The sequence below is a fragment of the Nonomuraea sp. NPDC046570 genome (genome assembly GCF_040645915.1).
Lineage (GTDB): Bacteria > Actinomycetota > Actinomycetes > Streptosporangiales > Streptosporangiaceae > Nonomuraea.
In genome coordinates, this window is record NZ_JBEYZF010000029.1 from 13824 (window position 1) to 36019 (window position 22196).

Here is a 22196-nt window from a genome sequence, read left to right on the forward strand (position 1 = left end):
GGGTCAGATCTCGACGCCGTAGTACAGGGCCAGGTAGTCGATGACGTCGACGGCGTGGGGCAGCAGTTCGGGCAGGTGCTTGGCGAGCGCGGCCCGGGTGGCGGTGGCGAGTATCGCCTTGCTCGCCGTGGCGGTGCGGGTGTAGGGGGCCAGTCGCTGGATCAGTTCGTAGTTGCTGGCGATGTTCTCGACCCGCATCGCCCGTTCGATCGGCGGCGCGCCCGGCGCTGGGATGGGCGGGAGCACCCGGCTGATGAAGGTGACCCGGTGCATGACCCGCCAGCAGGGCGGTTTGGCGGCGGACTGGCGGGTCTGGCGCAGGGCGGAGGCGTCGGGGGCATCGCTGTTCGACAGCCAGATCGGGTCGACGACCTTGTTGAAGAAGTCGTCGAAGTTGGCGCTGCTCTCACCGAGGTAGAAGGTGAGGAAGCGGTAGGCGTCCACCTTCCCGGGCACGAGGACGGGCTTGCCCTGCGGGGTGAAGACGGGTTTGCCGTTGTCGTAGCGTTGCAGGTCTCCGGAGGGCGCGCAGTCGACGGTGAGGCCGAAGGTGCGGCTGACGTCCTTGGCACGGGAGCGGGTCACGGAGGTGCTGCCTCCGAAGGAGGCGTCCATCTGGCCGACCATGCCGGCGCCCTCGACCTTGAGTTCGGCCTCGATGCCTAGCGCAAGCTTCCCCTTGAAGGCGTAGGAGCCGTTGTGGGTCTGTGTGACGGCGTCGGTGGCCTGGGTGGTCTCGGCGAAGAAGCCGCCCCGGGCCGTCCAGACGTAGGTGTTGACCAGGTCGCGGTGGGAGAACCCGCCGGGGACGGAGCTGCCGCTGGCGTCGCGGTCGCCTCCTGAGGGAAGGTCGGCGGTCATGCCCATGTTCCGCAGGATCTTGTGGGCCTGCGCCTGCGTCGGATCGGGGACATGGGTCTCGGTGGAGATGGACTCGTAGTAGGCGCGCAGCCGCTGCTGGTCGCGGATGATGCGGCGTTTGAGCGAGTACGCCTCAAGGGGTTTGTAGAAGCTGTGGTAGCCGTAGTTGCCGGCGGCGGGATAGTCGGGATCGCGGACCTTGCCGCTGCTGTCGAAGCCGACCGCGCCGTCCAGGGTGCCCTGCTTGGTGTAGCGGGGATTGACCGGGAAGGAGATGATGTTCCAGTCTTTGGGGATGTCGGGGTTGGCCACCATCCGGTAGGCGACCAGGGCGCCGGTGTGGGCCAGTCGCAGTGAGAAGATGTCGGCCGTCTCCGACTGCACCAGCGCGAAGCCCATGTTGGCGGGCACGTAGCGGCGGCCGATGGCGGAGTTGAGCAGCTGGGTGGGGTCTTCCAGGTGGCCGGTCAGCCTCAGCTTGGCGGCGCGGGTGGTGTTCTGGCCCTGGGAGAGTTTGGTCTCGTCCGACCAGGCGTTGGAGAACTCCAGGTTCAGCGAGTACGAGTTCTTGTAAATCACCTCCATCATCGGCCTGGCGACCCCGGCGCCCATCGGTGCGGTGATCAGCATCACTTTCGCGTTCAGTTCGCCGACGAACTTCGCCATGAAGGAGGCGTCGACGCTGCTGTTGCGGTTGGACGACATGCTGTAGGAGACCTGGTCGGCCTCGGTGAACTCCACGGTGGAGGCGCCGGCGAAGGAGTCGGCGCCGGTCAGGTTCTCCGACGGCACCGGCGGGGCGCTCTCGATGTAGCCGATGAGCTGCGGGTCGAACTGGGCCTGACCCACCCACTCCGAGACGAGGTTGCCGACCTTGTAGCCGGTCACCAGGTGCCAGCGGCCCTGGCGCAGGTAGCTGTAGCAGCGTTTGAGCACGCCGAACGGCTCGCCCTTGGCCGTGTGCTGCATGTCGGCGTACTCGCCGACGGCCGGGGCGGCGCCGATCGTGTCGTGGAAGGGGGTGCGGATGGCGGCCAGCGCGGAGCGCACCTGGGCGGTGTCGGTGGCGATGGGGGCGTTGGACAGCATCGGGCGCGGGCGTGCCGAGGGAAATTCGAGGTGGTTGCCCCGCAGTCCTTCGTCGTGTACCTGCGTGGCGGTGGGGGCGGTGGAGTCGCGGTCGAAGGGCCAGTAGGCGATGAGGTCCTTCTTGTCGCCCTTGAGGCGGGTGAAGAGGTTGTCGAGGATCTGTTCCGTGGTGCGTGCCGTACGCCAGACGCGAACCTCTTCCAGCATGCCGCTGAACGGCTCGGTCACCCCGCCGGAGACCAGCCGGGCGGCCAGGGTGAGCTGGCGGTCGCCGTAGTCGGCCGAGCCCGGGTCCGGGATGGGTTCGGTGACGAGCGGCACGCCGTTGCGGAGCAGGCGGAACGGGCTGGCGATCGGATCGGGGTCGCGCACCCACTTGGTGGCGCGCAGGCGCGCCGGGTAGGAGCCGTCGACGGCGAGGGTGACGTTGCCGGTGTTCTCCTCGAAGGGCCAGCGGGCCACCAGTCCCTTTTCGCGCCTGCTGACCGGCTGGCCGATCTGGGCCGCCTCGCGGGCCACGTTCCAGAGGCGCACCTCGGCCAGCACCCCGGAGAACGCGGAGCCGGACGACACCTTGCCCATGGTCAGGCCGCTGCTGTTGCCTTGGGCTCCGGGACCGGTGTAGCGTTCGGCGCCGGCCGCCTGCCCGTCGATGTAGAAGCGGATGTCCTGCCAGGGTTCGTTGTTCGACGAGGTCTGGGCGGAGGTGGAGACCTCCGGCTGGCGGCCCTTGCGCACGACGGCCATCCGATGGAAGGTCTGCGCGGTGATGGCGCGGGTGGAGGTGTAGCGCACGACCTTGCCGCCGGGCTCCTCGAAGGCGAACTCCAGCTTGCCGTCGGCCCGCACACTGATCTGGTACGGCACGCCGCCGGAGAGGTGCAGATCGCCCTTGGAGATCAGTCCCATGGCACTGCCCAGCCGATCGGCCTGGAGGAACACCTCGAGGGTCATGTCCTCGGTCACGTTCAGCGCCTCCTCCTTGGCCACCTCCAGGTAGGCGCCGTCGTCCAGCCGTACGGCCCAGGACTGCTGGAAGGAGGCGGCCAGGTGCGTCCACTCGCCGCAGGAGAACGCCTCCTTGCTGCGGAAGAAGCGGTTGCCGACCCCGGCCACCAGTTGGTAGCCCTTGAACGGGGAGGTCTCGGCCGCTGGGCCGGGGAAGGTCCAGTAGCCCAGCAGGCCGGGCTCGCGGCCCGACAGCCGCTGGTTGCGCTCGCTGCTGATCTCGTAGGGGGTGCGTACGCGGCCGAAGACGCGTACCTCGTCGATCTGGCCGGTCAGGTATTGGGCGGAGAAGGGCTTGACGCCCAGGCGCAGCGGCCCGCGCCCGGTGTAGGGGGCGTTGGAGGTGCGGCGGCCGACCTCGGCGCCGTCGAGGTAGAGGATCTGGGTGCGGGTGGCGTGCTCGTACACCGCCGCCCAGTGGTGCCATCCCAGATCCGGGGCACTCTGGAGGACGTTGAGGTCATCGCCGTAGAGGCTGAAGCCGAAGTTGTTGTTGTTGGGGAAGAGCTGCAGGTGCAGCGTCTGGTTCTGCCGTCCGCCCATGTCGCCGTGGATCAGCAACGGCTGGGTGGTGGTCCCTCCGGCGTCACGCCGTGCCCACAGCTCGATCGTGAAGTCCCGCTGGGCCAGCTCGATGTCCTTGCTCAGCTCGAGGCCTTCGGAGCCGTTGAACAGCTTCGCGGTTTTCAACGGCGCATCCGCGAGCGCCAGCGTGTACTGCGACTGGCCGCTGTTGGCCTGCAGGATCCTGGCCTTGCCCGCCACGGATGAGGCGTGCACCCAGGCTTCCATCGTCAGATCGCCGGGGGCCGTGACGTGCTCCAGTTGGGCGGCGGGCAGTCTCAGGTGCTGCTGGCGGCCGTCGAAGGAGTAGGCGCGGCCCGGCATCTCGCCACGCCAGCGGCAGCCGTGCCCGCTGACCAGGCGTTTGGCAGTCCCGTTCGCGATGGAGGTGACAGTGCCCGCGGACAGGCCGACCAGGCGCGAACCCGCCGACAGCGGCACTCCGGGACGGGCGCACGTGGCCCGCTTGTAGTCGTAGACGGCCAGGGTGACCAGCGCGCCGGGCGTGATCGTCTGGTTGACGGCGGTCAAGGTGAGGCTCTTGGCTCCCACCGCGTGGTCCGCGCCTGCGCTGTAGCCGTTCGTGCCGATCATGATGTGGGCGGCCTTCGGCACGGCGGTCGCCAGGGGCTCGGTCAGCTCCACCTGCGTGCCGTTCACCCCGGCCACCGTACCGAGCCTGACGGGCTCGCCCAGGGCTCCGGCCAGCACCGCGGCCAGCCGCCCGGTGTCGCGCGGCAGCGAGCGCCAGGTCTCGCCTTCCCTGCCTCCGGAGATGGTCAGGTCGCACCGGCCCGGCGCGTCGCCATCGCTCACCGTGATCGTGAGCGCGCCCAGGTCGAGGCCCGCGTCGCGGGCCGTGAACAGGACCGCGCTGCGGTCGACGGGTAGTTCCTGGGTCGAGGGGATCACGAAGGTGTCGAGGTAGGCGGCGAAGAACTGGTCGTTGACGCCGTGGAAGTACAGCACCACGTTGCCGGTGGCGCTGTCCAGCAGGACGGGCGCGTCGGTGCATCGGGCGAAGGCCAGCAGGGCGCCGGCGCAGCTCAGCCCGGTACGATCCAGGACGAGCAGCGGCATGGCCACTGTCAGATCGGTCGCGCCCTGGGCGGCGCCGGTCTTCAGGGCGAGGTCGTTGCGCGCCGTATCCAGCTCGACCTGCTTGGTGGCCAGATCGCGTTGCAGCACCGACGCCTTGTTACGCCCCGCGCGCGCGTCCTCCAGATCGATGCCGGCCTTGTGGAACGCGGCCTTCGCGTCCCTCAGGTTGGTGTCGGCGCTGCCGAACATTTTGACGGGCACCATCTTGATCAGCCCGGAATCCCGCGTCAGCGCCGCCTTCGTCTGGACCACGGTGTTGTCGGCGCCCGCCGAGGAGACGGCGAGCTTGCTCTTGAAGTTGATGAGCCTGATGTACTCGCCTTTCTTCTCCATGGAGAAATACGAGCGGATGCTGCCCCTGCCTACAATGATCTGCGCCATTTCGGCGGCGGGCTCGTCGGCCGCGCTCATGACGTAGCCCGTCAGGGTGTTGATGAACTGGTAACAGGGGTTGCCGCTGTACGTCTCGCCGGTCACGAGGTTGTACGACTGGCCGGCCAGGACGTAGATTCGCCACAGGCTTGAGGGTGAGTTGGGATCGGGGTTTCTCACCAGCTCCGCGCCCGGGTTGAGGTCGTCGCCCCTGACCGCGATGGTCGGCCGACCGGGCGACTCCTGCATATCCAGCCGCCACATCCAGGCCTCTATCTTGTCCTTCTGCGCGTCGTAGTCCTGCTGGCAGTAGGTGACCTGCTTGGCGAGCTCGTCGTAGGAGGTCTGGAGCGCGGGCACGTTCGCGGCGAGCTTGGTCAACCGGTCGATCTCCCGGGGCAGGTCCAGCACCTCGCCCTCAAGCTTCTTGATCTTCTGCTCCAGCGCGGCGATCGCATCCAGGTCATTGCTCTGCGTCGGGCGGTCGAGCACCGGCAGGTCCAGGATGTCGGGCACCTGGGCCAACCGTCCGTCCCTGCCCACACCGAACTCCACGGTCGCCACCTGCCCGTCCTTGTCGGCAGGTGCCTTGGTGGTGAAGGCGAGCAGCAACCGTGCCTGGCGCTTGGCCGGTTTGGCGGTCGTGCCGTACCCGACGGAGGCGGACTGCTGCTGGTGGTAGAGCACGGAGGACATTCCGGAGATCACGCTCCGGCCCGCGATGGAGAAGCTGTCGCGGCGCACGCCGGGGTGGTCGCCCACCGGGGCCTGCGAGCCCACCCACTGCACACCGCCGCGGAGCGTGCCGTTGACGGCGCGGTCGCTCTGGTCGTAGGCGGTCGTGCCAGACCCCTCGTCGAAGCGGTAGTACGACACCAGCCCCGACTCGTTGCCGATCAGGCGATGGCCCAGTTCCCGCCTCAGCTCCTCAGCCGTGCGGACGCGGTCCCAGACACGCACCTCGTCGATCTCGCCGTTGAAGAACTTGCCCGGTTGCCCCGCGGTGTTCACCGCGCCGATCAGGACCGGTGCGGCCTGGTCCGCCTGGTACGACAGGCTTACGCTCTGGCCCGCCCTGCCGTTGACGAAGACGGTCGCCGTTTCCCCGTTGTAGACCCCGGCCACATGGGTGTACTCGTTCAACGGGATCGGCTCGACCGAGATCACCGACGAGGGCGCGCTGTTGTGGGCGAGGAACACCGTGCCGTTCGGGTGCACCCCGAGCCGGCAGGCCGTGCCCTTGGCCAGGACGGTCCCGTCGAAGGCCGACGGCTTGATCCACGCCTCGATCGTGTACGGCCCGGCGCCGAATTTGAACGCTCCAGGATTGCCCAGGTCCACATGCCCGGCCGTACCGTCCAGCAGCAGCGCGGTCTCCGCGTGCCCTGCGACACCCGCCACCGGCACCAGATCCAGGTTGGTGAACGGGCACTTACCCGGGCTGCGCTCGAAGACGGAGTCGCGGTATTTGGGGTCGGGGCTGGTGTAGAAGCGCGTGCCCTGGGTGTTGAACCCGCCGTCGGCGTCCCGCTCGATGTTGAAACAGTCGACGCGGCCGGTGGCGTCGTTCTGCGCGAAGATCTGCCACCGCCACATGTCGTTGATCGCGGTCGGCACCATCACCGCCGTGAACCGCCCGCCGCTCAAGTTGCGGATGAACGACAGCTCCTTCGTCGGCTCGTAGAACGGCCGGCTCTCCATGTCCTCGGTGCCCAGCGTGTCGTTGGCCGATTCCGGTCGCGAGGCGTGCCGGCTGCGCCGATAGCGCACTTCCAGCACCGGCTTGAGCTTGCCGTCCACCAGCAGGAACCGGTCGCACAAGAGCGTCTCCCGCACCAGCGGCACCTTGTCGCCGCCGCTGAGCACGTAGTCTTTCCTGGCCGCGTCGCCGGAACAGCCGCCGCCGGTCAGCTTGTGCACCGCGTCGGCGTGGGCGGCCCCGATGGACTGCCGCAGCACCACCACGTAGGTGCCGTCCGAGATCACCTGGAACGGGGCCGCCGCCGACAGGCGCGCGGTCGTGGACAGGAACGTGTCGATCTCGTCGGGTTCCAGTTGTTCGGCCGCCCCGGCCTCGATCCGGCCGCCCCGCTTGACCGTCGGCATCGCCGTCGCGCCCGCGATGCTGTAGCCGACCTCGACGATCTCCCGTGAGAACGGCAGCTCGGCGGGGTTGTCGGCCCAGTACGCGGCGTCCAGTTCACCCTTGGCGGCATTCTGCCTGGCCAGGTCCAGGACGTTGTAGACGATCCGTCGCGCCGCGTCCATCGCGAACGCCACCGTGATGCCCTGGTGCCGGACCATCGCCACATGCGCGTACGTCCGGTCGCCGTAGACCTTGAGCAGGGAATCCTGCGCCGCCATAACCACCTCCGTGGACTGAAGTCAACTTACGCTGACTCCGATGGCGCCCCAGGTCAATACGGTCACAGCGACCACATCCGGCCATTTCATCACCTTGCCTCCGCCACTCAGCGGGCGTCCACGACGGCGCACCGTCGCCCCAGACCCCTTATCGGCGTTCTGACAATGTGGCGTCGATGAGACTCTGCGTGAGGTGGTGCAGCCGCAGCGCGTCGGCCCGGTCGAATGTGCGGCCGCTGAGCGGTAGCCGGCGTTTGGTGAAATATGCGGCGAAGGGCTCGCCGGGTGGGTCGTCCAGCAGGGCGGTCATGGGTGTGATGGCCTTGGTCACGGAGGTGCCGAACAGGGGAAGGGAGGCCTTTGCCGCAGCGCGGAGGGGTTGTGGGAGATGTGCGGGCATTCCGGTGGACACGACGCCGGGGTTGTAGCCGATGTAGCCGATCGGCGTGCCGGCGTACAGTTCGGCGAAGGCCACGCCCAGCAGGTCGTTGGCCCGGAAGGACTGCAGGGTGGCCTTGGTGCCGCTGTAGCGGCTGGTCAGTTGCAGGTCGTCCCAGTGGATACGGCCCAGCGGGACGCCGGGGGTACCGACGTTCATGATGACCGGTCGCGGCGCGGACTCCAGGGCCCTGCGCAGGCCGTGGCCAAGGATGAACCGGCTGAGGTAGGCAAGAGCGAAACTGTGCTCGTACCCCTCGGGGGTGGCGGTGCGGCGGCCGAAGAGCCGGTAGCGCTGGGCGCACAGGACGAGGGCGTCCAGCGAGGGGTAGGCGCCTTCGAGGGTCGAGACGAGATGCTTGGTCGCCTGTACCGAGGTCAGGTCGGCACGCAGGAAGGAGGCGCGCTTGGCGGCCGAGATGGCCGAGGCCTCAGCGAGGAAGGCCTCCCCTTTGGCCGCTGTACTGCCGATGGCGACGACCCGCGCCCCCTGCCGCAGGTAGTGCAGGGCGATCCCCCTGCCGATCCCGTCCGTTCCTCCGGTGATGACCACGGTGCGCATGCCCGATTCTCCGTTTCTGTGGGGGCGAATGTCTGTGCGGTGATAGGGCCGGGCGGGCACGCGAAGTGGTCCTGCGCCGCCGCGCCACGGCCGACCTCGGATCTGGCGTTCAGGCGTTTTGCAGCGTGTCCGCGCTCAGCCTGGTGCACAGCTCCCAGAGGGCGTTTCGGTTGCGTTCGTCCAGCACACTTGCGGGCCACGGCCGGTGACGGCCCTTGTGGTCGAAGTAGGCGCCGCTGATGCCCTCCACTTCATGACTGGAGGCCAGGTAGACGCTGGGGCGGGCGGATCTGGTCAGGTCGGAGAGGAAGAGCGGCGCGATGACCTTCAAGACCAGGGGTGCGATGGGGCGATAGACCATCGGAAACGCCTTGATCGCCGTCGACTTGTTCATGGGCGTGTAGCCGTGTCCGGGGTAGGCCACGTTGGCGGTTACGCCGGTGCCGGCGAGTTCCTGGGCGAGGCGGTAGGTCATCGCCATCGTCATCGTCTTGGTGTGGTTGTACTGGCTGAATGTCCAGCCCATGAAGCGCCGTTCGGCTTGCAGATTGTCGCGTTCGATGGGGCCGCCGGGGATGCCGCCGGTGATGTTGATGACCCTGGCCGCCCCGGCGCGACGCAGTTGCGGCAGCAAGAGGTGCGTGAGGGTGAAGGGGGCCAGGACATGGGCGGCGAACATCCTCTCGACGCCGTCGGCCGTGAGCTGCCTGGCCGGGAGGTTCAGGCCGACGTTGTTGATCAGCACATCGAGCGAGTCGGAACACTCGGCCACCTGTGACGCCAGCTGAGCCAGGCCATCCCGGCTGGTGATATCCGCGACGAGGGCCTGGACACGGTCATGCCCCGCGTCCCGGCTGATCTCGTGTACGGCTTGGCGGGCTTCGATCGTGTCCAGGCCGACGAGGATGACGGAGGCTCCCCGGATGGCCAGGCCGCGGGCGGTTTCCTTGCCGATCCCCGCGGTGCTTCCGGTGATCAGGACTGTCTTTCCTTGCATGGCAGCTCCTTCTTGTCACTCGGTGCCACACTATACATCTGATGCCTTGATGTACACTCGGGTGCATGACGGGGTTGAGAGAGCGGACCCGGCGAGCGGTCCGAAGCCAGCTCGCCGAAGTGGCCATGAAGCTGTTCATCGAGCGCGGATTCGACGAGACCACGGTGGACGACATCGCCGGGGCCGCCGGCATCTCCAAACGAAGCTTCTTCCGGTACTTCCCGGCCAAGGAGGATGTGGTCTTCGAAGGGGTTCAGGCCCTCGGCGATGACATCGCCGAGGAGTTCCGGAACCGTCCCGCGACCGAGGGGCCCTGGGAGTCGCTGCATGCCGTACTGCGCGAATGGAACCAGGAGATCGAGGACGAACGCCGCGCTCTCGAGCGCCAGCGACTCATCGAGACAACCCCCGTGCTACGGGCTCGTTTTCACCACAAGCGCGATGAGATACGGAGACAGCTCGCCGACGCGGTCCGCACCAGGTCCGGCCTCGATGCCTTCGCCGCCGAACTCATCACAGCCTGCGCGGCGGCCGCTCTCGACTGCGCTTCCGATGAGTGGTTCCGGCTGGGCGCCAAGACCGACCGGGCCGAACTCATCGACCGGGCATTCGGCCTCGCCCGCCCGGCCTGTTGCCCTCCGGCCGAACCATCCTCCTGATCGGGGACGCGCGAGCTTCAGAGGTGGCCGCGAAGCACGTACCTGCTGATCTCGTCGGTGATGACGCCGGGTTCGGTGAGCGGAATGTAGTGACCGGAGTGTTCGGCGATGACGTGGCGTCCATTCACGGACTGCCCGGCACGGTGGGCGTGGGAGGCGTTGGCCTGGGCGCGAAGCCGGGTGGGCATGCCGTCCCCGGCGCGGCCGCCGGAGATGACGGTGATGGGGATGTCGCCGAGGCCGGGTGGGCTGGTGCGCCAGGCGGCGAGTTCGTCGAGGAAGGTGCGGGCTTGGGCGGCGTGGGTGTGGATGGTGCCGACGGTGAAGCCTTCGCGCCGCATGTCTCGTTGGGCGTCATCGGGCAGGGCCGAGATCGAGAACCGGTAGGCCCATGCGAGCAGGCGTGTACGCGCCAGGAGCATGTTGACGCGGATGGCGGTGCGCTCCAGGCGACGGAAGGCCGGGGTGAACAGTACGTCGGCGGCTTCGTCGGTGGGGTCGACGATTACGAGGCCGGCGACTCGATCGGCCCGGCCGGCGGCGGCGAGGCGGGTGATCGGGCCTCCGGCGCTGTGGCCGACGAGGATGAAGGGCCCTTGTCCGTAGTGGTCGAGGAGGTCGACCAGGTCGTCGGCCATGCGCTGCAGCGTCCGGGAGTCGGGGTCGGGGGCGGAGCGGCCGAGACCGGAGCGGTCGTAGACGATCGCCCGGGCGAACGCCCCCACAGCCGGTTGGACGAGCGCCCAGGACGAGCGGGTGGTGGCGGCGCCGGCTTCGAACACGACAGTCGGGGCGTGGGGGCCGGGCCCGGGCAGGACCATGGCGTGCAGGCGCCGCCCGTCACGGGTGGCCACCCACTCCGACCGGCCCTGGAGGTGGCCGAACTCCTCACGGTCGGCATGCATTCCTGTGATCACCTCACCAGGTACGGCGCCGGGCGACTGGTCGGCGCCGATGGCCTTCGTGCGGCGGCGGTGACGCGCCACCAGGTCTCTTTCGCGGCCTGACTCATCCCCGCCCAGCCCGCCAGTAGCCGCAGAACACGATCCGGTCTTTCGGTAGACCCGCCGCGATCCAGTGGCGGCGAAGCGCGACCGGCAGGGCCTGCTCACCCACCACCCAGCCGAAGGTGGGCTCGTCAGGCAGGGCCACTTGCTCGGCGGCGGCGAGCACCGCACGCCCGGGGAGGGCGTGCGGATCGTCACGGATCACCCAATCCACCGTCACGCCGGGTGGCGGATCCAATTCCTGGACATCGGCGGGAGAGGGCACCTCGACCAAGGCGCGACCGCTGACGTCACGCGGCAGCGAGGCCAGGATCCCCCCAATGGCCGGCAGACCGCTCTCGTCAGCCACGAGCAGCACATTGGTCGTGTCGGCAGGTGGGTTGAAGGTCACCCCTTCGTCGAGGATCGCCACCTGATCCCCCGGCCGGCAGGTCTGCGCCCAGGAGGCGGCCGATCCCGGCGTACCACCCGCGGGCGGGTCGTGCAGGACGAAGTCCACGTCGATCTCGGGACCTTCGGCGCGGTAGGCGCGCACGCTGTAGCTGCGCAGGATCGGGCGGTCCTGTTTGGAGATCGTCAGGTATCTCAGGTAGGACGCCATGGTCAGCTTGTCGGGAAGGCGTGGCAGCGGCTTGCCGGGGACGGGGATGAACAGCCGGAACCACTGGTCGTACCCCATGGGAGTGAACCGCGCGATGTCCCCGTCACCGAGGGTGACCCGCACGAAGTGCGGAGCGATCTGCGCCGTACGCCGCACCCGCAGGACGAGCGGTTCGGACATCTCTGGCTTGATACGGACAGCCCTGATGTTGGTCTTGACCACGATCCGTTCCTTTCGCCGCACCGGTGAGAGCAGGCATCCAAAGGAGGCTGTCGAAGCGCCGCCGACCATCCGACGCACGTAGCAAGGTTAGGCTAGCCTAAGTTAGGGATCTTTCGGCAATACCCCTCGGAACGAAGCGGGTGGTCGTCGGATTCGGGGCCAACTCGGCCGCGAGACCCCCGGGTGTGGTGGTGATCTCCAGGAAGCCGTCGGCCTCGCTGACGTCGCAGGTGGCGATCGGCATGACATAGCGGCCCAGGTAGGGGCTGAGGTCGATGCGGGCGGGCGACTAAAATGAGCTTCTGACAGCTATCCGGTCACGCTCGTCGCCCGCGCCGCCGGTGGGCTGCTCGCGGGCGTGTTCTGGTCGATGGCGGCGGCGTACGCGGCCCGCATGGTCGCTCCCGAGCGTGTCGGCCGCGCGGTCGCGATCGTGTTCGCGGGCCAGGCCGCGGCGCTGACGATCGGCGTGCCACTCGGCACGGCGGCCGGTACGGTGACCGGCTGGCGGGCCGCGTTCGCCGGCCTGACCGTGATCGCCCTGCTGCTCGCCATACTCATGGCGCGCGTGCTGCCCGCGCTGCCCGGCGATCGGTCGCACGCGCGGGTGCGGGTGCCGGATGTGCTGCGCACGCCCGGAGTGGTGGTCGTCGCGGGCACCACGCTGGTCGTGATGCTCGGCCACTTTGCCGTATACACCTACATCGCGCCGCTGCTGGAGCGCGCCGGCCTCGCCGAGTCCGCGATCGGCTGGGCGCTGCTCGCGTACGGCGCGGCCGGCGCGGTAGGTGTCGGAGCCGCCGCGGCCCTGGTCGACCGCCGCCCGCGCGGCGCCGTACTCGCGGGCTTGGCCCTGATGACCGCCGCCGTCCTCGTGCTCGCCGTCGCCGGGCAGCACACGGCGATCGCGATCGCGGCCGTCGCCGCGTGGGGCCTCGCCTTCGGCGCACTACCCACGCTCCTGCACGCGGCGGTGGTACGGGCGTCGCCCGCCGCGCCCGAGGTCGCCGACTCCGTACTGAACTCCGGCTTCAACATCGGCATCGGCACGGGCGCTGTCCTCGGCGGTCAGATCCTGGCGATGCTCGGGATCGGGGCGGTGCCTTGGACCGCTCTCGCGCTACTCGCGGCAGGCTTGGGCGCGGCAGCGGCGGCCCGCCGTACCGGCTTCCCCGAACTGCACACGACACCTGCGGACTGACCCCAGCAAGGCAGACCACGCGCGCCGCCGCAGATCAAGGGCTATCCGGCGCTGCGATCTGGCGGGCCATGATGGTGGTCAGTTCGTAGGCGAGGTGGGCGGCGGCGACTGAGGTGATCTCGGCGTGGTCGTAGGCGGGGGCGACCTCGACGAGGTCGGCCGAGACCAGCTCGCAGGAGGCGAGGCCGCGCAGGATCTCCAGCAGTTCGCGGGAGGTCAGCCCACCGGCCTCCGGGGTGCCCGTGCCGGGGGCGTGGGCCGGGTCCAGGACGTCGATGTCGATGGAGATGTACAGCGGGCGATCGCCGACGCGCTCGCGCAGTCGCTGGGCGACCTCGTCGACGCCGGCCCGCATCACGTCGGCGGAGGTGAGGATGCCGAAGCCCATCCTCTCGTCGTCGGTGAGGTCCCGCCTGCCGTACAGGGGGCCGCGGGTGCCGACGTGGCAGAGGGCGGAGGTGTCGAGGATGCCTTCCTCCACCGCGCGGCGGAAGGGGGTGCCGTGGGTGTATTCGGCGCCGAAGTAGGTGTCCCAGGTGTCCAGGTGGGCGTCGAAGTGCAGCAGCGCGACGGGGCCGTGCTTGGCGGCCACCGCGCGCAGCAGGGGCAGCGCGATGGTGTGGTCGCCGCCCAGCGTCATCAGGCGGGCGCCGGTGTCGAGCAGGCCGGTGGCGGCGGCCTGGACGGTGTCGATGGCCTCGCCGATGTTGAACGGGTTGGCCGCGACGTCACCCGCGTCGGCCACCTGGGCCAGTGCGAAGGGGGAGGCATCCTGCGCGGGGTTGTACGGGCGCAGCAGGCGGGAGGCTTCACGGATGGCGTTGCCGCCGAAGCGGGCGCCGGGGCGGTAGGAGACGCCGCTGTCGAACGGGACGCCGAGCACGGCCACCTCGGCGGTGCCGACCTCGTCCAGGCGGGGCAGCCGGGCGAAGGTCGCCGGTCCGGCGTAGCGCGGGACGCGGGAGGAGTCGACGGGCCCGCGCGGGGTGGTGCTGTTCATGAGATCGCCTTCTTTCCTGCTCGCCAGACCGCGGAGGGAGGACCGCACGCCGCGCCCGGATGAGCACGGCGTGCGGGCGCGCGGCCTAACCGAGCGCGGTATCGGTGACGGGGATGACGCCCTGATCCCTGAGCCGGTCGAAGAAGGGGACCAGCTCGGGGTTGACGGACAGGGTGTGGGTGATGGCCTGCTGAGCCTCCGAAAGGCGACCCGCACGGGCGAGCACGATGGCCTTCCACATGAGCGGCTCGGCGTTGCCCGGCAGCAGGACGGCGGCGCGTTCCAGGGCGGCGACGGCTGTGGCGACCTGGCCGTGCGCGGGTGCCCGGTACCCGCTGACCATGCCGGGGGTGAAGATGACGCCGATGTCGCCGTAGGCGCGGTGCAGGGCGGTGAGCCGGTGCAGCTCGGCGAGCGGGTCGTCGTGGTCGTCGACCCGCAGGTCGACGACCACCCCGTCGCTTGCCCACTGTCCCCGTTCGGCGGCCACGATGTGCAGGCTGGCCGACTGCCGCCCCCGGGCGTCCCCGCCGCGCCGCTGTGCCGCCCGCAGGGCGGCGAGCAGGCGGGCGGCGAAGTCTCCCGGCGCCTCGAGGTATGCCTCCACCATGGCATCGGGGATGTCGGGAGCGCTGAGCATGTTGCCCTGCGCGCACACACCGGGCCGGCTCGCGTGCCCGGCGTGCGCGTAGCAATACCGGCCGGTGTACGCGACGACCTCACCAGTGGCGTCCACCAGCGCCACCTGGCGCTGACGGTGGTCGGGGTCGGCCGCCAGCATCCGGTCGAGGGCATCCTGCGGGGTACGGCCCTCGGCCAGCAGGTCGAGCCCGTGCGGGCCATAGGCCGGGTTGACGAACGCCTGGGTGGCGACCGCGCCCACGCCCGCCCGCGCCCACGGCGCGAGCCCGCCGACGCCGAGATAGTGCGAGGCGACGGCGACGCCGAGCCTTCCCGTGTCCTCGTCGCGGGCCAGGATGGAGTAGGTCATCGCGCGGCCCCGGCGGTTGCCAGGAGCGGGATCACGCCCTTGGCCAGGCGCTCGACCATCAGCTCGGCCGGCTGGTCCGGCGGGAAGGCCACCGCCACCGCGTCGGCTCCGGCCTCGGTGAGGGCGTCGATCTGCGCCGCGCAGTCGCTGGGGGTGCCCACGACGGCCAGCCGGTCGAGCCACTCGTCGGGGATGTGCGGGATGGCGGCCTCGATTCCCCGCGCGGCGAGCGCTTCGGCCTCGTCGGCGATGCCCTGGACCTCGGTCATCGGGTTGCGCGGGCCGCTGAGCAGGTAGAGCCCGAACAGTTCGCGCAGCGCGGCCCGGGCGGCGTCGCGGTCGTCGTCGATGGCGCACAGGGCGTACACCACGAGCCGGTGGTCGTCGCCCGCTCCCGCCTCGGTCAGCTGCCGGCGGGCCCAGCGCACGTAGTCCGCGCCTGCCAGCACCGACAGGACGGTGCCGTCGGCCTCACCCGCGGACAGTCGCAGTGCCTTGGGCCCGCCCACTCCGGCGTACAGCGGCGGCGGCGTGGCGGGGGGATGTTCGAGGGTGATCTCGTCCGCGGTGAAGGTGGCGAACTCGCCGGTGAGCGTGTCGCCCCGCAGCAGGGTGCGCAGTCCCCGCAGGGTGTCGCCGACGGCGCCGAGGGGAGAGCGGGGCCGTACCTGCATGGCGTTGAGCCATTCGGGCACGCCGAGGCCGACCCCGGCGCGTACCCGTCCCGGATGCAGGCCGGCCAGGGTGGCGATCTCCATCGCGGTCACCGCGGGGTGGCGGGTGGTGGCGGGGACGATGCCGATGCCGACCGGCAGCCGGGTGGCGGCCAGGAGCGTGGCGGCGGTGGCGAAAGCGCCGGTGAAGAAGTAGTCCTCGCCGAGCCAGAGCTCGTCGAGACCGGCGCGTTCGGCCGCCGCCGCGGCCGTCAGGATGTCGTGCGGGGCCTGGGAACTGCCCAGCAGCAGGCCGATGGCCGGGCGGCGCGGAGAGCTGGAGTGGGTGGTCATCTACGCCTCCCGCTCGGGCAGCGGCTGCCACGGCACCCAGCCGAGCCCGCGGTCGTCGGTGGTGTCGCCGAAGCCCGGCCTGGGCTCGTCGGCCGGAGGCAGGGGGCTGATGTGGGTGTGCCACATCCGCCACTGCGGCGCTCCCTCTCCGTTGTCGCGGTGGTAGATCTCGGTGGCGCGCACCAGCAGCGTGTTGCGGGTGTCGTCGTCGTGCGCGCCGTCGGCCAGCGCGACTTCGTCAATCCTCACCTCGCAGGCCAGCCAAGCGGTGTCGCCGCGCACCTCCAACCGCATGACCCGCACCTCGGGCGTACCGACGAGGTCCTCGCTCTGGCGGTAGTACTCCCACAGGGCGACCTTCTCGCGCATGTTGAAGTAGGGGTGGCCGTTGAAGTTGAACATCAGGTACTCCTCCCCCGGTGAAGGAAAGACCTGCACCATGCGGGGAATGACGTAGCCGATGTTGGACTCCCACCATTCACGGCTCAACCGCAGAATCTCGTCGATGTCCTCGGCCGGGGCACTGCGCTGGATGTACTGGATATCGCTCATGTCCTGTTCCTGTTCTAGTGATGGTCGTCGCTGGTGAAGGCCGGGCCGCCGGCCAGGACACCGTCCTGATAGACCGCCTCGATGCGGTCCGCCAGGCCGGCGAAGTCGAGGGGGTCGCCGGCCACGATGGAGAAGTCGGCGCGCAGTCCTGGCCGCAGCGTGCCGATCTCGTCGGCCGCGCCGAGCAGTTCGGCCGCGGCCGACGTCGCGCCGCGCAGCACCTCGGCGCGCTCCAGACCGGCCTGTGCCAGGGCCTCCAACTCCTGGAGGTTCTGGCCGTGCGGGGAGAACCCGGCGTCCGAGCCCATCACGATCCGTACGCCCGCCTGGATCGCCCGGCGCAGGTTGCTCTCGTGCACCGAGGTCGCCTCTCTGAGCTGGGCCAGGGTGCCCGGCTCGGCCATGGGGTCGGCCTCAGTGGCTGCCAGGAAGGCGCGGGCGGCGGCGAGGGTGGGCACCAGGAAGGTGCCGTGCTCGAGCATCAAAGCGATGTTCTCCTCGTCGAGGAACACGCCGTGCTCGATCGAGGCGACTCCCGCCAGGACGGCCGCGGTGATGGCCGCCGAGCCGTGCGCGTGCGCCATCACCCGCAGGCCCGCCGCGCCGGCCTCCTCGACCAGGGCGGCGAGTTCGTCCTGGCGGACTTGGCAGTGTCTGGGGTCGTCCAACGGTGAGCTGAGCCCGCCGGAAACCGCCACTTTGATGACGTCGGCGCCCGCCCTGACGAGTTCGCGCACCACCCGGCGCATCCCGATCGGGCCGTCGGCCACCGTGTCCGGCATGCCGGGGTAGAGCGGGAACTGCCAGCGTGGAGCGTTCCCGGAGCGTCGCCACGGATCGGCGTGCCCGCCGGTCGGGGAGATCATGCCGATCGCCGTACGCACCCGCGGGCCGCGCACCAGCCCGTCGGCGACCGCCTGCGCGATGCCGCTGTCCGCCCCGCCCGCGTCGCGCACGGTGGTGATCCCGAGGTCCAGGGTCTGGGCCAGTACGCGGCCGGTCCGCAGGAACCGGTAGGACAGCGGCGTGTTCACCAGCCGCGGCATGTCCAGGTGCGGCAGCGTCAAGTGGGTGTGGCAGTCGATCAGACCGGGGATGATGCTGCGCCCCGACACGTCCACCACCCGCGCGCCCGCGTCGGCGGGCCCGGCGGCCTCGATGCGCCCATCCGCGACCACCAGGTCACCCACGGCCGGTGGTGCCGCGGTGCCGTCATAGAGGGTGGCTCCACGGTAAATCGTTCTCACGGGGTCCTCCGCAGGTGTTCGATCAGCAGCACGGCCAGCTCCGCCGGGGCCTCGTACATCGGCAGGTGGCCGATTCCCGGCATGACCTCCAGCCGGGCGCCGGTGCTCCGCACGAACCCGGCCGACTCCTCCGGCGGGCAGCCGCCGTCCCGCTCGCCCACCACGACCAGCGCCGGGCAGCCCACCAGGGCCGCCGTCGATGTGGTGTCGGCGGCCGCGGCGGCGCGCCAGATCGCGATCGTGGTGGCGGCGTCGTTGCGGCTCTGGCCGGCGATCGCGTCTTCGACGACCTCCCCGACACTCACCGCCTCCTCAGTGGTACGGCGCAGCGCCAACTCGGGGCCGACCGCGAGGATGTCCTCGATCAGGCCGCCCTCGTCGGGGTCCACGGGCAGGAAGGCGCCTCCCACCGTGGTGATCGAAGCCGCCAGGTCCGGGTGACGCGCCGCCAGCTCGACCACGACGGTGCCGCCTACCGAGCCGCCGACCAGGTGCGCTCTCGGCACGCCGAGCGCGGCGAGAACCTGGACGCAGTCCGCGCTCCAGCTCTCCACGCTGTAGTCGCCCGATCGGGTCGACTCCCCGTGGCCGCGCAGGTCGACCGCGATCCAGCCTTGCTCGGCCGGCAACCGGGCGGCCAGGGCGCGCCAGCAACGGGCCGACATGTTGGCCGGATGCACGAACAAGATCGGCGTCGCCTCGAGCGACCCACGCCGTACCAGCGCCGACAGGGGGCCGGTGGCGGTGTCGACCGTGCGGCGTTCGAGACCGTCGGCCGCCTCGGCGAGCTGCCGCCGGCTGGCCAGGATGGCGGGCTCCTCGTCGGCGGCGTCGTAGTGGCGGTTGCCCACCAGGTACGCGCCGCCGGCGACGAGCAGCCCCACCACGAAGGCGACGTCCGCGCCGCCCAGCGCCACGGCCGCCGGGCCGGTGAAGAGGCCGGTGGACATGAAGGGGATCATCGCCGCGAAACCGAGCCCGTAGGCGATCAGTCCGCTGGCGCCCCATCGCCGGTAGATGCCGTTCTGGTCGAAGAGCGCGGTGACCGCGTACCGGCCGCGCCGTACCCAGTAGTAGTCGGCGAGGTTCACCGCCGACCAGGGCACCAGCAGGTACAGCACGATCGTGACGAAGTCATTGAAGCTGCCCAGGTAGGCGACCGGCATGGCGAGCGCGACCAGGTAGGCGCAGACGCCGCCCGCCACGATCCCGATCACCCGCGCCGACACCGACGGGCGCAGCGGCCGAAAGCCCGCTACGATGCTCACCCCCGACAGCATCGCGCCGTAGAGGTTGACGCCCATCAGGGCGATGGCGCTGGGCACCAGGGTGACCACCACCGCGAACGTGCCGAAGCCGGGAACCAGCCGGTCGCCGATGTCCTGCAGGTTCGGCAGCGCGTCGACGACCGGGACCGAGGAGGCGATGTACGAGCCGAGCGCCATCAGCCAGATCGCCGAGGCCGCCGCGCCCAGGTAGGTCCAGCCGACGACCGCCCGGGTGGAGATCGAGGCCGGGAGATAGCGCGAGTAGTCCGAGACGAAGACCGCGTACCCCAGCTGGTATCCCGCGGCGGCGACGAACTGGATGAGCAGCGCCGCCACCGAGAAGCCCGCCGCGTGAGGCTGAGGCTCCAGGTGCACCAGCGCCAGTACGGTCAACACCCCGAACACCGGCACCACCAGGTACGACAACCACCGCAGCACACCGTGCAGCAGGTCATGGCCGATGATCGCCAGCAGGACGGCCACCACGACGATGAGCGCCCCCCACAGCAGCGGCGACCCCGGCAGCACCAGCGCGAGCGCCTGGCCGCCGAGGATCACGCCGAACACGCTCAGCCCGACATAGAGGAAGATCGCGGCGAGCATCGGCAGGGCGGCGCCCCTGACGCCGAACTGCGCCCTGGACTGGACCATCTGCGGCAGGCCCATGGTCGGGCCCTGATTGGCGTGGAAGGCCATGAAGAACGCGCCGGTCAACGCCCCCAGCGAACTGGCCGCGATCGACCAGCCCACCGACAGGCCCTGGGCGGGCCCGAGGAACCCGACGATCATGGTGGAGATCACCAGCTGACCGGTGAACCAGAACGGCGCCTGGTGCCACGCCTTACCCCGGCGCTCCGACGGCGGTACGTAGTCGATGGATCGGACCTCGATCACGCCACGGCGGCGTACGGGACTGTGATCGAGGTCGGCGGGGGGAGATTCTGTAACGTCGCTGATCATGGCGGGCTCCACCTGGGGACGTCTGAAGAACGGTGGGTGAAAGCTACAAAAGAAATGTAGGTTTGTCGAGGGTTGTCCCGAACTTCTCGTTACACTTGCCACCCATGACGAACCGCACGATCGGGCAGGTCGCTGCGGCGATCGGTGTGAGCCCGCAGACTCTGCGGGTCTGGGAATCCCAGGGGCTGCTGGTTCCCGACCGCAGCAGCGGCGGGCAGCGGCGCTACACCGACGAACACCTGGCGCGCGCGCAGCAGATCGCCGACCTGCGCCGCCGCCACGGCTGGAATCCCGCGGCGATCCGCACCTCCCTGGCCCACGAAGCCTCGGCGGAAGGCGGCCAGCGCCGATCGGACAACAACGCGATCCGTACCGCCAGGCGGGCTCGCGGACTCACCCTGAAAGAGCTCGCGGGCATGCTCGGGCTGTCGCCGGCCTACCTCGGCGCGATCGAGCGAGGCGACAGCGGCGTCTCCACCCAGCTCATCATGCGCATCGCCGACGCCCTGCTGGTGCCGCCGAGCGCCCTGGCCGCCTTCCGCGCCCACGGACCGATGGTGGTACGGCGAGACGAGCGGGCGCGCGGCGTGTTCGAGGGCGGCGTGGTCTGGGAGGAGCTCACCCTGCCCGGATACCGGCTGGAGTCCTCACTGCTCACCGTGCCCCCCGGCGAGGGCAGCGGCGGCGCCTACGCCCGCCCCGGCGAATCGTTCGCCTTCACCCTGGCCGGACGGCTGCGCTTCACCCTGCCCGACCAGCAGGAACTCCTGGTGACCGAGGGCGATTCGATCATCCTGCCGCCGCACACCCCCTTCGCCTGGGACAACCCCGACTCCGAACCTGCCCGCCTGCTGTGGGTGGAACCCCTGGAAGTCGGCGCCTGGGAACAGGCCAAAGCCGCCAACCTCATCCAGACCGCACCCACCACCGGCCCCGACGACAGCGAACCGCCCACCTGACACCGTCGTCGATCACCTTGGCAACCACGCGTGAGCCGTACAAGCTGCTGGGCTTTCCCGTATGCGCCTTGCCGCCCGGTTTCTTCTTATGTGTACAGAGAGGGGCAGCGTAAATGGGCTTCCGAGACATCGTGGCGCGCTACGAGTGGATGCTTCGGGCCGATTCCGCATGGCTGTCGGAAGGATTGGCCTGGACCGTTGTCCTACCTCGGTCAGAGAACCTCTCGTTGATCGAGGTGGGGCGGCGCCTGACCGGTGGCGGCCGGCCGGTCATGAGTGAACTCGAAGAAGTCGATGATCGGGACCTGATCTATCTGGGGCGGTCGGACACGGCCACGGCGCTCGTCGAGCCCGATGGATTCAGTTACGCAGGACATCCCCCGGTTCTCGAATGGCTCAGCAGAAATGCACAGGCGTGGCATATATCGTGGAACCTCACCGGCACCTCCAGACTGTGTTACGCCACAGACGGAAACGTGCTGGCCGAGGTTCATAGGCTGGAATCGGCCGTGGCGGTCGGTGTGGACGCCGATTCGATCTCGGCAGAAGTGGCGATGCTGCGCGAAGCGGTCGACTCTCCGTGGCCAGCGATGCAGGCAACGGCCATGGCCATCGTGGAGTCACGCACCGGAGCACGCCTTGACCAGCAATGGTTCGAGGAGCCCAGGGTCGTCGTACACATCGATCAGCCGATCTCGCCCGATATTCCTCCGCTCGGATTCTCACATCACGAACCGGACCTTGATTCGAAAATACAACACGCATCACAAGCGACAAGAAACACGGTTTTCATATACACGATCGAAGAACTGATCAACCGCTTCACTCTCGGCTTGCCCAGTGTTTCCGAAGTATTGCAAGCGGCTCGAGAGGGGCGTCCGCTTAGCGAATCGCAATGGCATGAAGTGGACGCTGTTCACGAGGAACTTGGACACCAGTGGGCAGGGCAGCCCACCGCTGAGAGGGAGCAGGACACAGGGGGGTGGCGACGATGGGTTGCCGCTAATGCGATCCGCCACAGCCTTCGATCGCTCAGTGAGAATTCCAGCTACCTTGACGGCCTCACCTTCGCCCGGTTCGCGTTTTCAGAGGAGTGGCCCGTGTTCAGAGAACAGATTCGCGAGCTGGCACGCGACATCGACTGAATTAAGCTGCGGGGCCAGTTT

The 22196-nt window shown here is 69.5% G+C and carries 14 protein-coding genes and 1 pseudogene; 4 read left to right on the forward strand and 11 right to left on the reverse strand.

Annotated features, from left to right (window positions below; genetic code table 11):
• Positions 1-3: 3 nt before the first annotated feature.
• The 3 genes from ABZ911_RS33060 to ABZ911_RS33070 all read right to left on the reverse strand — a co-directional run bounded on the left by ABZ911_RS33060 (position 4) and on the right by ABZ911_RS33070 (position 9356).
• Positions 4-7359: a LamG domain-containing protein gene (locus ABZ911_RS33060; RefSeq protein WP_358064942.1), complete on the reverse strand. Its 7356-nt coding sequence runs from the start codon at positions 7357-7359 to the stop codon at positions 4-6.
• A gap of 148 nt (positions 7360-7507) precedes the next feature.
• Positions 7508-8359, reverse strand: coding sequence for an SDR family NAD(P)-dependent oxidoreductase (locus ABZ911_RS33065; RefSeq protein WP_358064945.1), 852 nt, complete (start codon positions 8357-8359; stop codon positions 7508-7510).
• A gap of 109 nt (positions 8360-8468) precedes the next feature.
• The gene (locus tag ABZ911_RS33070; protein WP_358064948.1) at positions 8469-9356 is read right to left on the reverse strand and encodes an SDR family NAD(P)-dependent oxidoreductase; all 888 of its coding nucleotides are present in this window, start codon (positions 9354-9356) and stop codon (positions 8469-8471) included.
• Positions 9357-9421: 65 nt separating this feature from the next.
• Here ABZ911_RS33070 and ABZ911_RS33075 point away from each other — a divergent pair, with 65 nt between their 5' ends.
• Positions 9422-10015, forward strand: coding sequence for a TetR family transcriptional regulator (locus ABZ911_RS33075; protein ID WP_358064951.1), 594 nt, complete (start codon positions 9422-9424; stop codon positions 10013-10015).
• A gap of 17 nt (positions 10016-10032) precedes the next feature.
• On the opposite strand, the gene ABZ911_RS33080 is transcribed toward ABZ911_RS33075, so the two are convergent.
• Both ABZ911_RS33080 and ABZ911_RS33085 read right to left on the reverse strand, forming a co-directional pair.
• Complete coding sequence (locus ABZ911_RS33080) at positions 10033-11001, reverse strand: alpha/beta hydrolase (RefSeq protein ID WP_358064954.1); 969 nt, start codon at positions 10999-11001, stop codon at positions 10033-10035.
• A 22-nt stretch (positions 11002-11023) separates the two neighbouring features.
• Positions 11024-11803 (reverse strand): siderophore-interacting protein, encoded by a 780-nt coding sequence (locus tag ABZ911_RS33085; protein ID WP_358064957.1) that lies wholly within the window; start codon positions 11801-11803, stop codon positions 11024-11026.
• 361 nt (positions 11804-12164) lie between these two features.
• Between ABZ911_RS33085 and ABZ911_RS33090 the strand changes: the two are divergent.
• Positions 12165-13046 (forward strand): annotated as a pseudogene (locus tag ABZ911_RS33090) (MFS transporter); the annotation flags it as partial.
• 34 nt (positions 13047-13080) lie between these two features.
• Here the strand turns inward: ABZ911_RS33090 and speB are convergent.
• From speB to ABZ911_RS33120, 6 genes are all read right to left on the reverse strand, one after another.
• Positions 13081-14046, reverse strand: coding sequence for an agmatinase (gene speB / locus ABZ911_RS33095; protein WP_358064960.1), 966 nt, complete (start codon positions 14044-14046; stop codon positions 13081-13083).
• 85 nt (positions 14047-14131) lie between these two features.
• Positions 14132-15037 (reverse strand): DUF1028 domain-containing protein, encoded by a 906-nt coding sequence (locus ABZ911_RS33100; protein ID WP_358064963.1) that lies wholly within the window; start codon positions 15035-15037, stop codon positions 14132-14134.
• Entirely contained in the window at positions 15034-16044 is a 1011-nt protein-coding gene (locus ABZ911_RS33105) for an LLM class flavin-dependent oxidoreductase (protein WP_358064966.1), read from the reverse strand. The genes ABZ911_RS33100 and ABZ911_RS33105 overlap by 4 nt, the downstream gene beginning before the upstream one ends.
• Complete coding sequence (locus tag ABZ911_RS33110; protein ID WP_358064969.1) at positions 16045-16596, reverse strand: nuclear transport factor 2 family protein; 552 nt, start codon at positions 16594-16596, stop codon at positions 16045-16047.
• A 14-nt stretch (positions 16597-16610) separates the two neighbouring features.
• Entirely contained in the window at positions 16611-17843 is a 1233-nt protein-coding gene (locus ABZ911_RS33115; RefSeq protein WP_358064972.1) for an amidohydrolase family protein, read from the reverse strand.
• Positions 17840-20071: an alpha/beta fold hydrolase gene (locus ABZ911_RS33120; protein ID WP_358064974.1), complete on the reverse strand. Its 2232-nt coding sequence runs from the start codon at positions 20069-20071 to the stop codon at positions 17840-17842. Before ABZ911_RS33120 ends, ABZ911_RS33115 begins: the two co-directional genes overlap by 4 nt.
• Before the next feature lie 104 nt (positions 20072-20175).
• Between ABZ911_RS33120 and ABZ911_RS33125 the strand changes: the two genes are divergently transcribed.
• Together ABZ911_RS33125 and ABZ911_RS33130 are read left to right on the forward strand one after the other, a co-directional pair.
• On the forward strand, positions 20176-21030 hold the full coding sequence (locus tag ABZ911_RS33125; RefSeq protein ID WP_358064977.1) for a MerR family transcriptional regulator: 855 nt from the start codon (positions 20176-20178) through the stop codon (positions 21028-21030).
• Between the two features lie 113 nt (positions 21031-21143).
• The gene (locus tag ABZ911_RS33130) at positions 21144-22175 is read left to right on the forward strand and encodes a hypothetical protein (protein ID WP_358064980.1); all 1032 of its coding nucleotides are present in this window, start codon (positions 21144-21146) and stop codon (positions 22173-22175) included.
• Positions 22176-22196 lie beyond the last annotated feature (21 nt).

Coding starts and splice junctions, on each gene's coding strand:
- ABZ911_RS33060 (WP_358064942.1), bottom strand. CDS start 7,359: ATGGCGGCGCAGGATTCCCTGCTCAAGGTCTACGGCGACCGGACGTAC.
- ABZ911_RS33065 (WP_358064945.1), bottom strand. CDS start 8,359: ATGCGCACCGTGGTCATCACCGGAGGAACGGACGGGATCGGCAGGGGG.
- ABZ911_RS33070 (WP_358064948.1), bottom strand. CDS start 9,356: ATGCAAGGAAAGACAGTCCTGATCACCGGAAGCACCGCGGGGATCGGC.
- ABZ911_RS33075 (WP_358064951.1), top strand. CDS start 9,422: ATGACGGGGTTGAGAGAGCGGACCCGGCGAGCGGTCCGAAGCCAGCTC.
- ABZ911_RS33085 (WP_358064957.1), bottom strand. CDS start 11,803: ATGTCCGAACCGCTCGTCCTGCGGGTGCGGCGTACGGCGCAGATCGCT.
- speB (WP_358064960.1), bottom strand. CDS start 14,046: ATGAACAGCACCACCCCGCGCGGGCCCGTCGACTCCTCCCGCGTCCCG.
- ABZ911_RS33100 (WP_358064963.1), bottom strand. CDS start 15,037: ATGACCTACTCCATCCTGGCCCGCGACGAGGACACGGGAAGGCTCGGC.
- ABZ911_RS33105 (WP_358064966.1), bottom strand. CDS start 16,044: ATGACCACCCACTCCAGCTCTCCGCGCCGCCCGGCCATCGGCCTGCTG.
- ABZ911_RS33110 (WP_358064969.1), bottom strand. CDS start 16,596: ATGAGCGATATCCAGTACATCCAGCGCAGTGCCCCGGCCGAGGACATC.
- ABZ911_RS33120 (WP_358064974.1), bottom strand. CDS start 20,071: ATGATCAGCGACGTTACAGAATCTCCCCCCGCCGACCTCGATCACAGT.
- ABZ911_RS33125 (WP_358064977.1), top strand. CDS start 20,176: ATGACGAACCGCACGATCGGGCAGGTCGCTGCGGCGATCGGTGTGAGC.
- ABZ911_RS33130 (WP_358064980.1), top strand. CDS start 21,144: ATGGGCTTCCGAGACATCGTGGCGCGCTACGAGTGGATGCTTCGGGCC.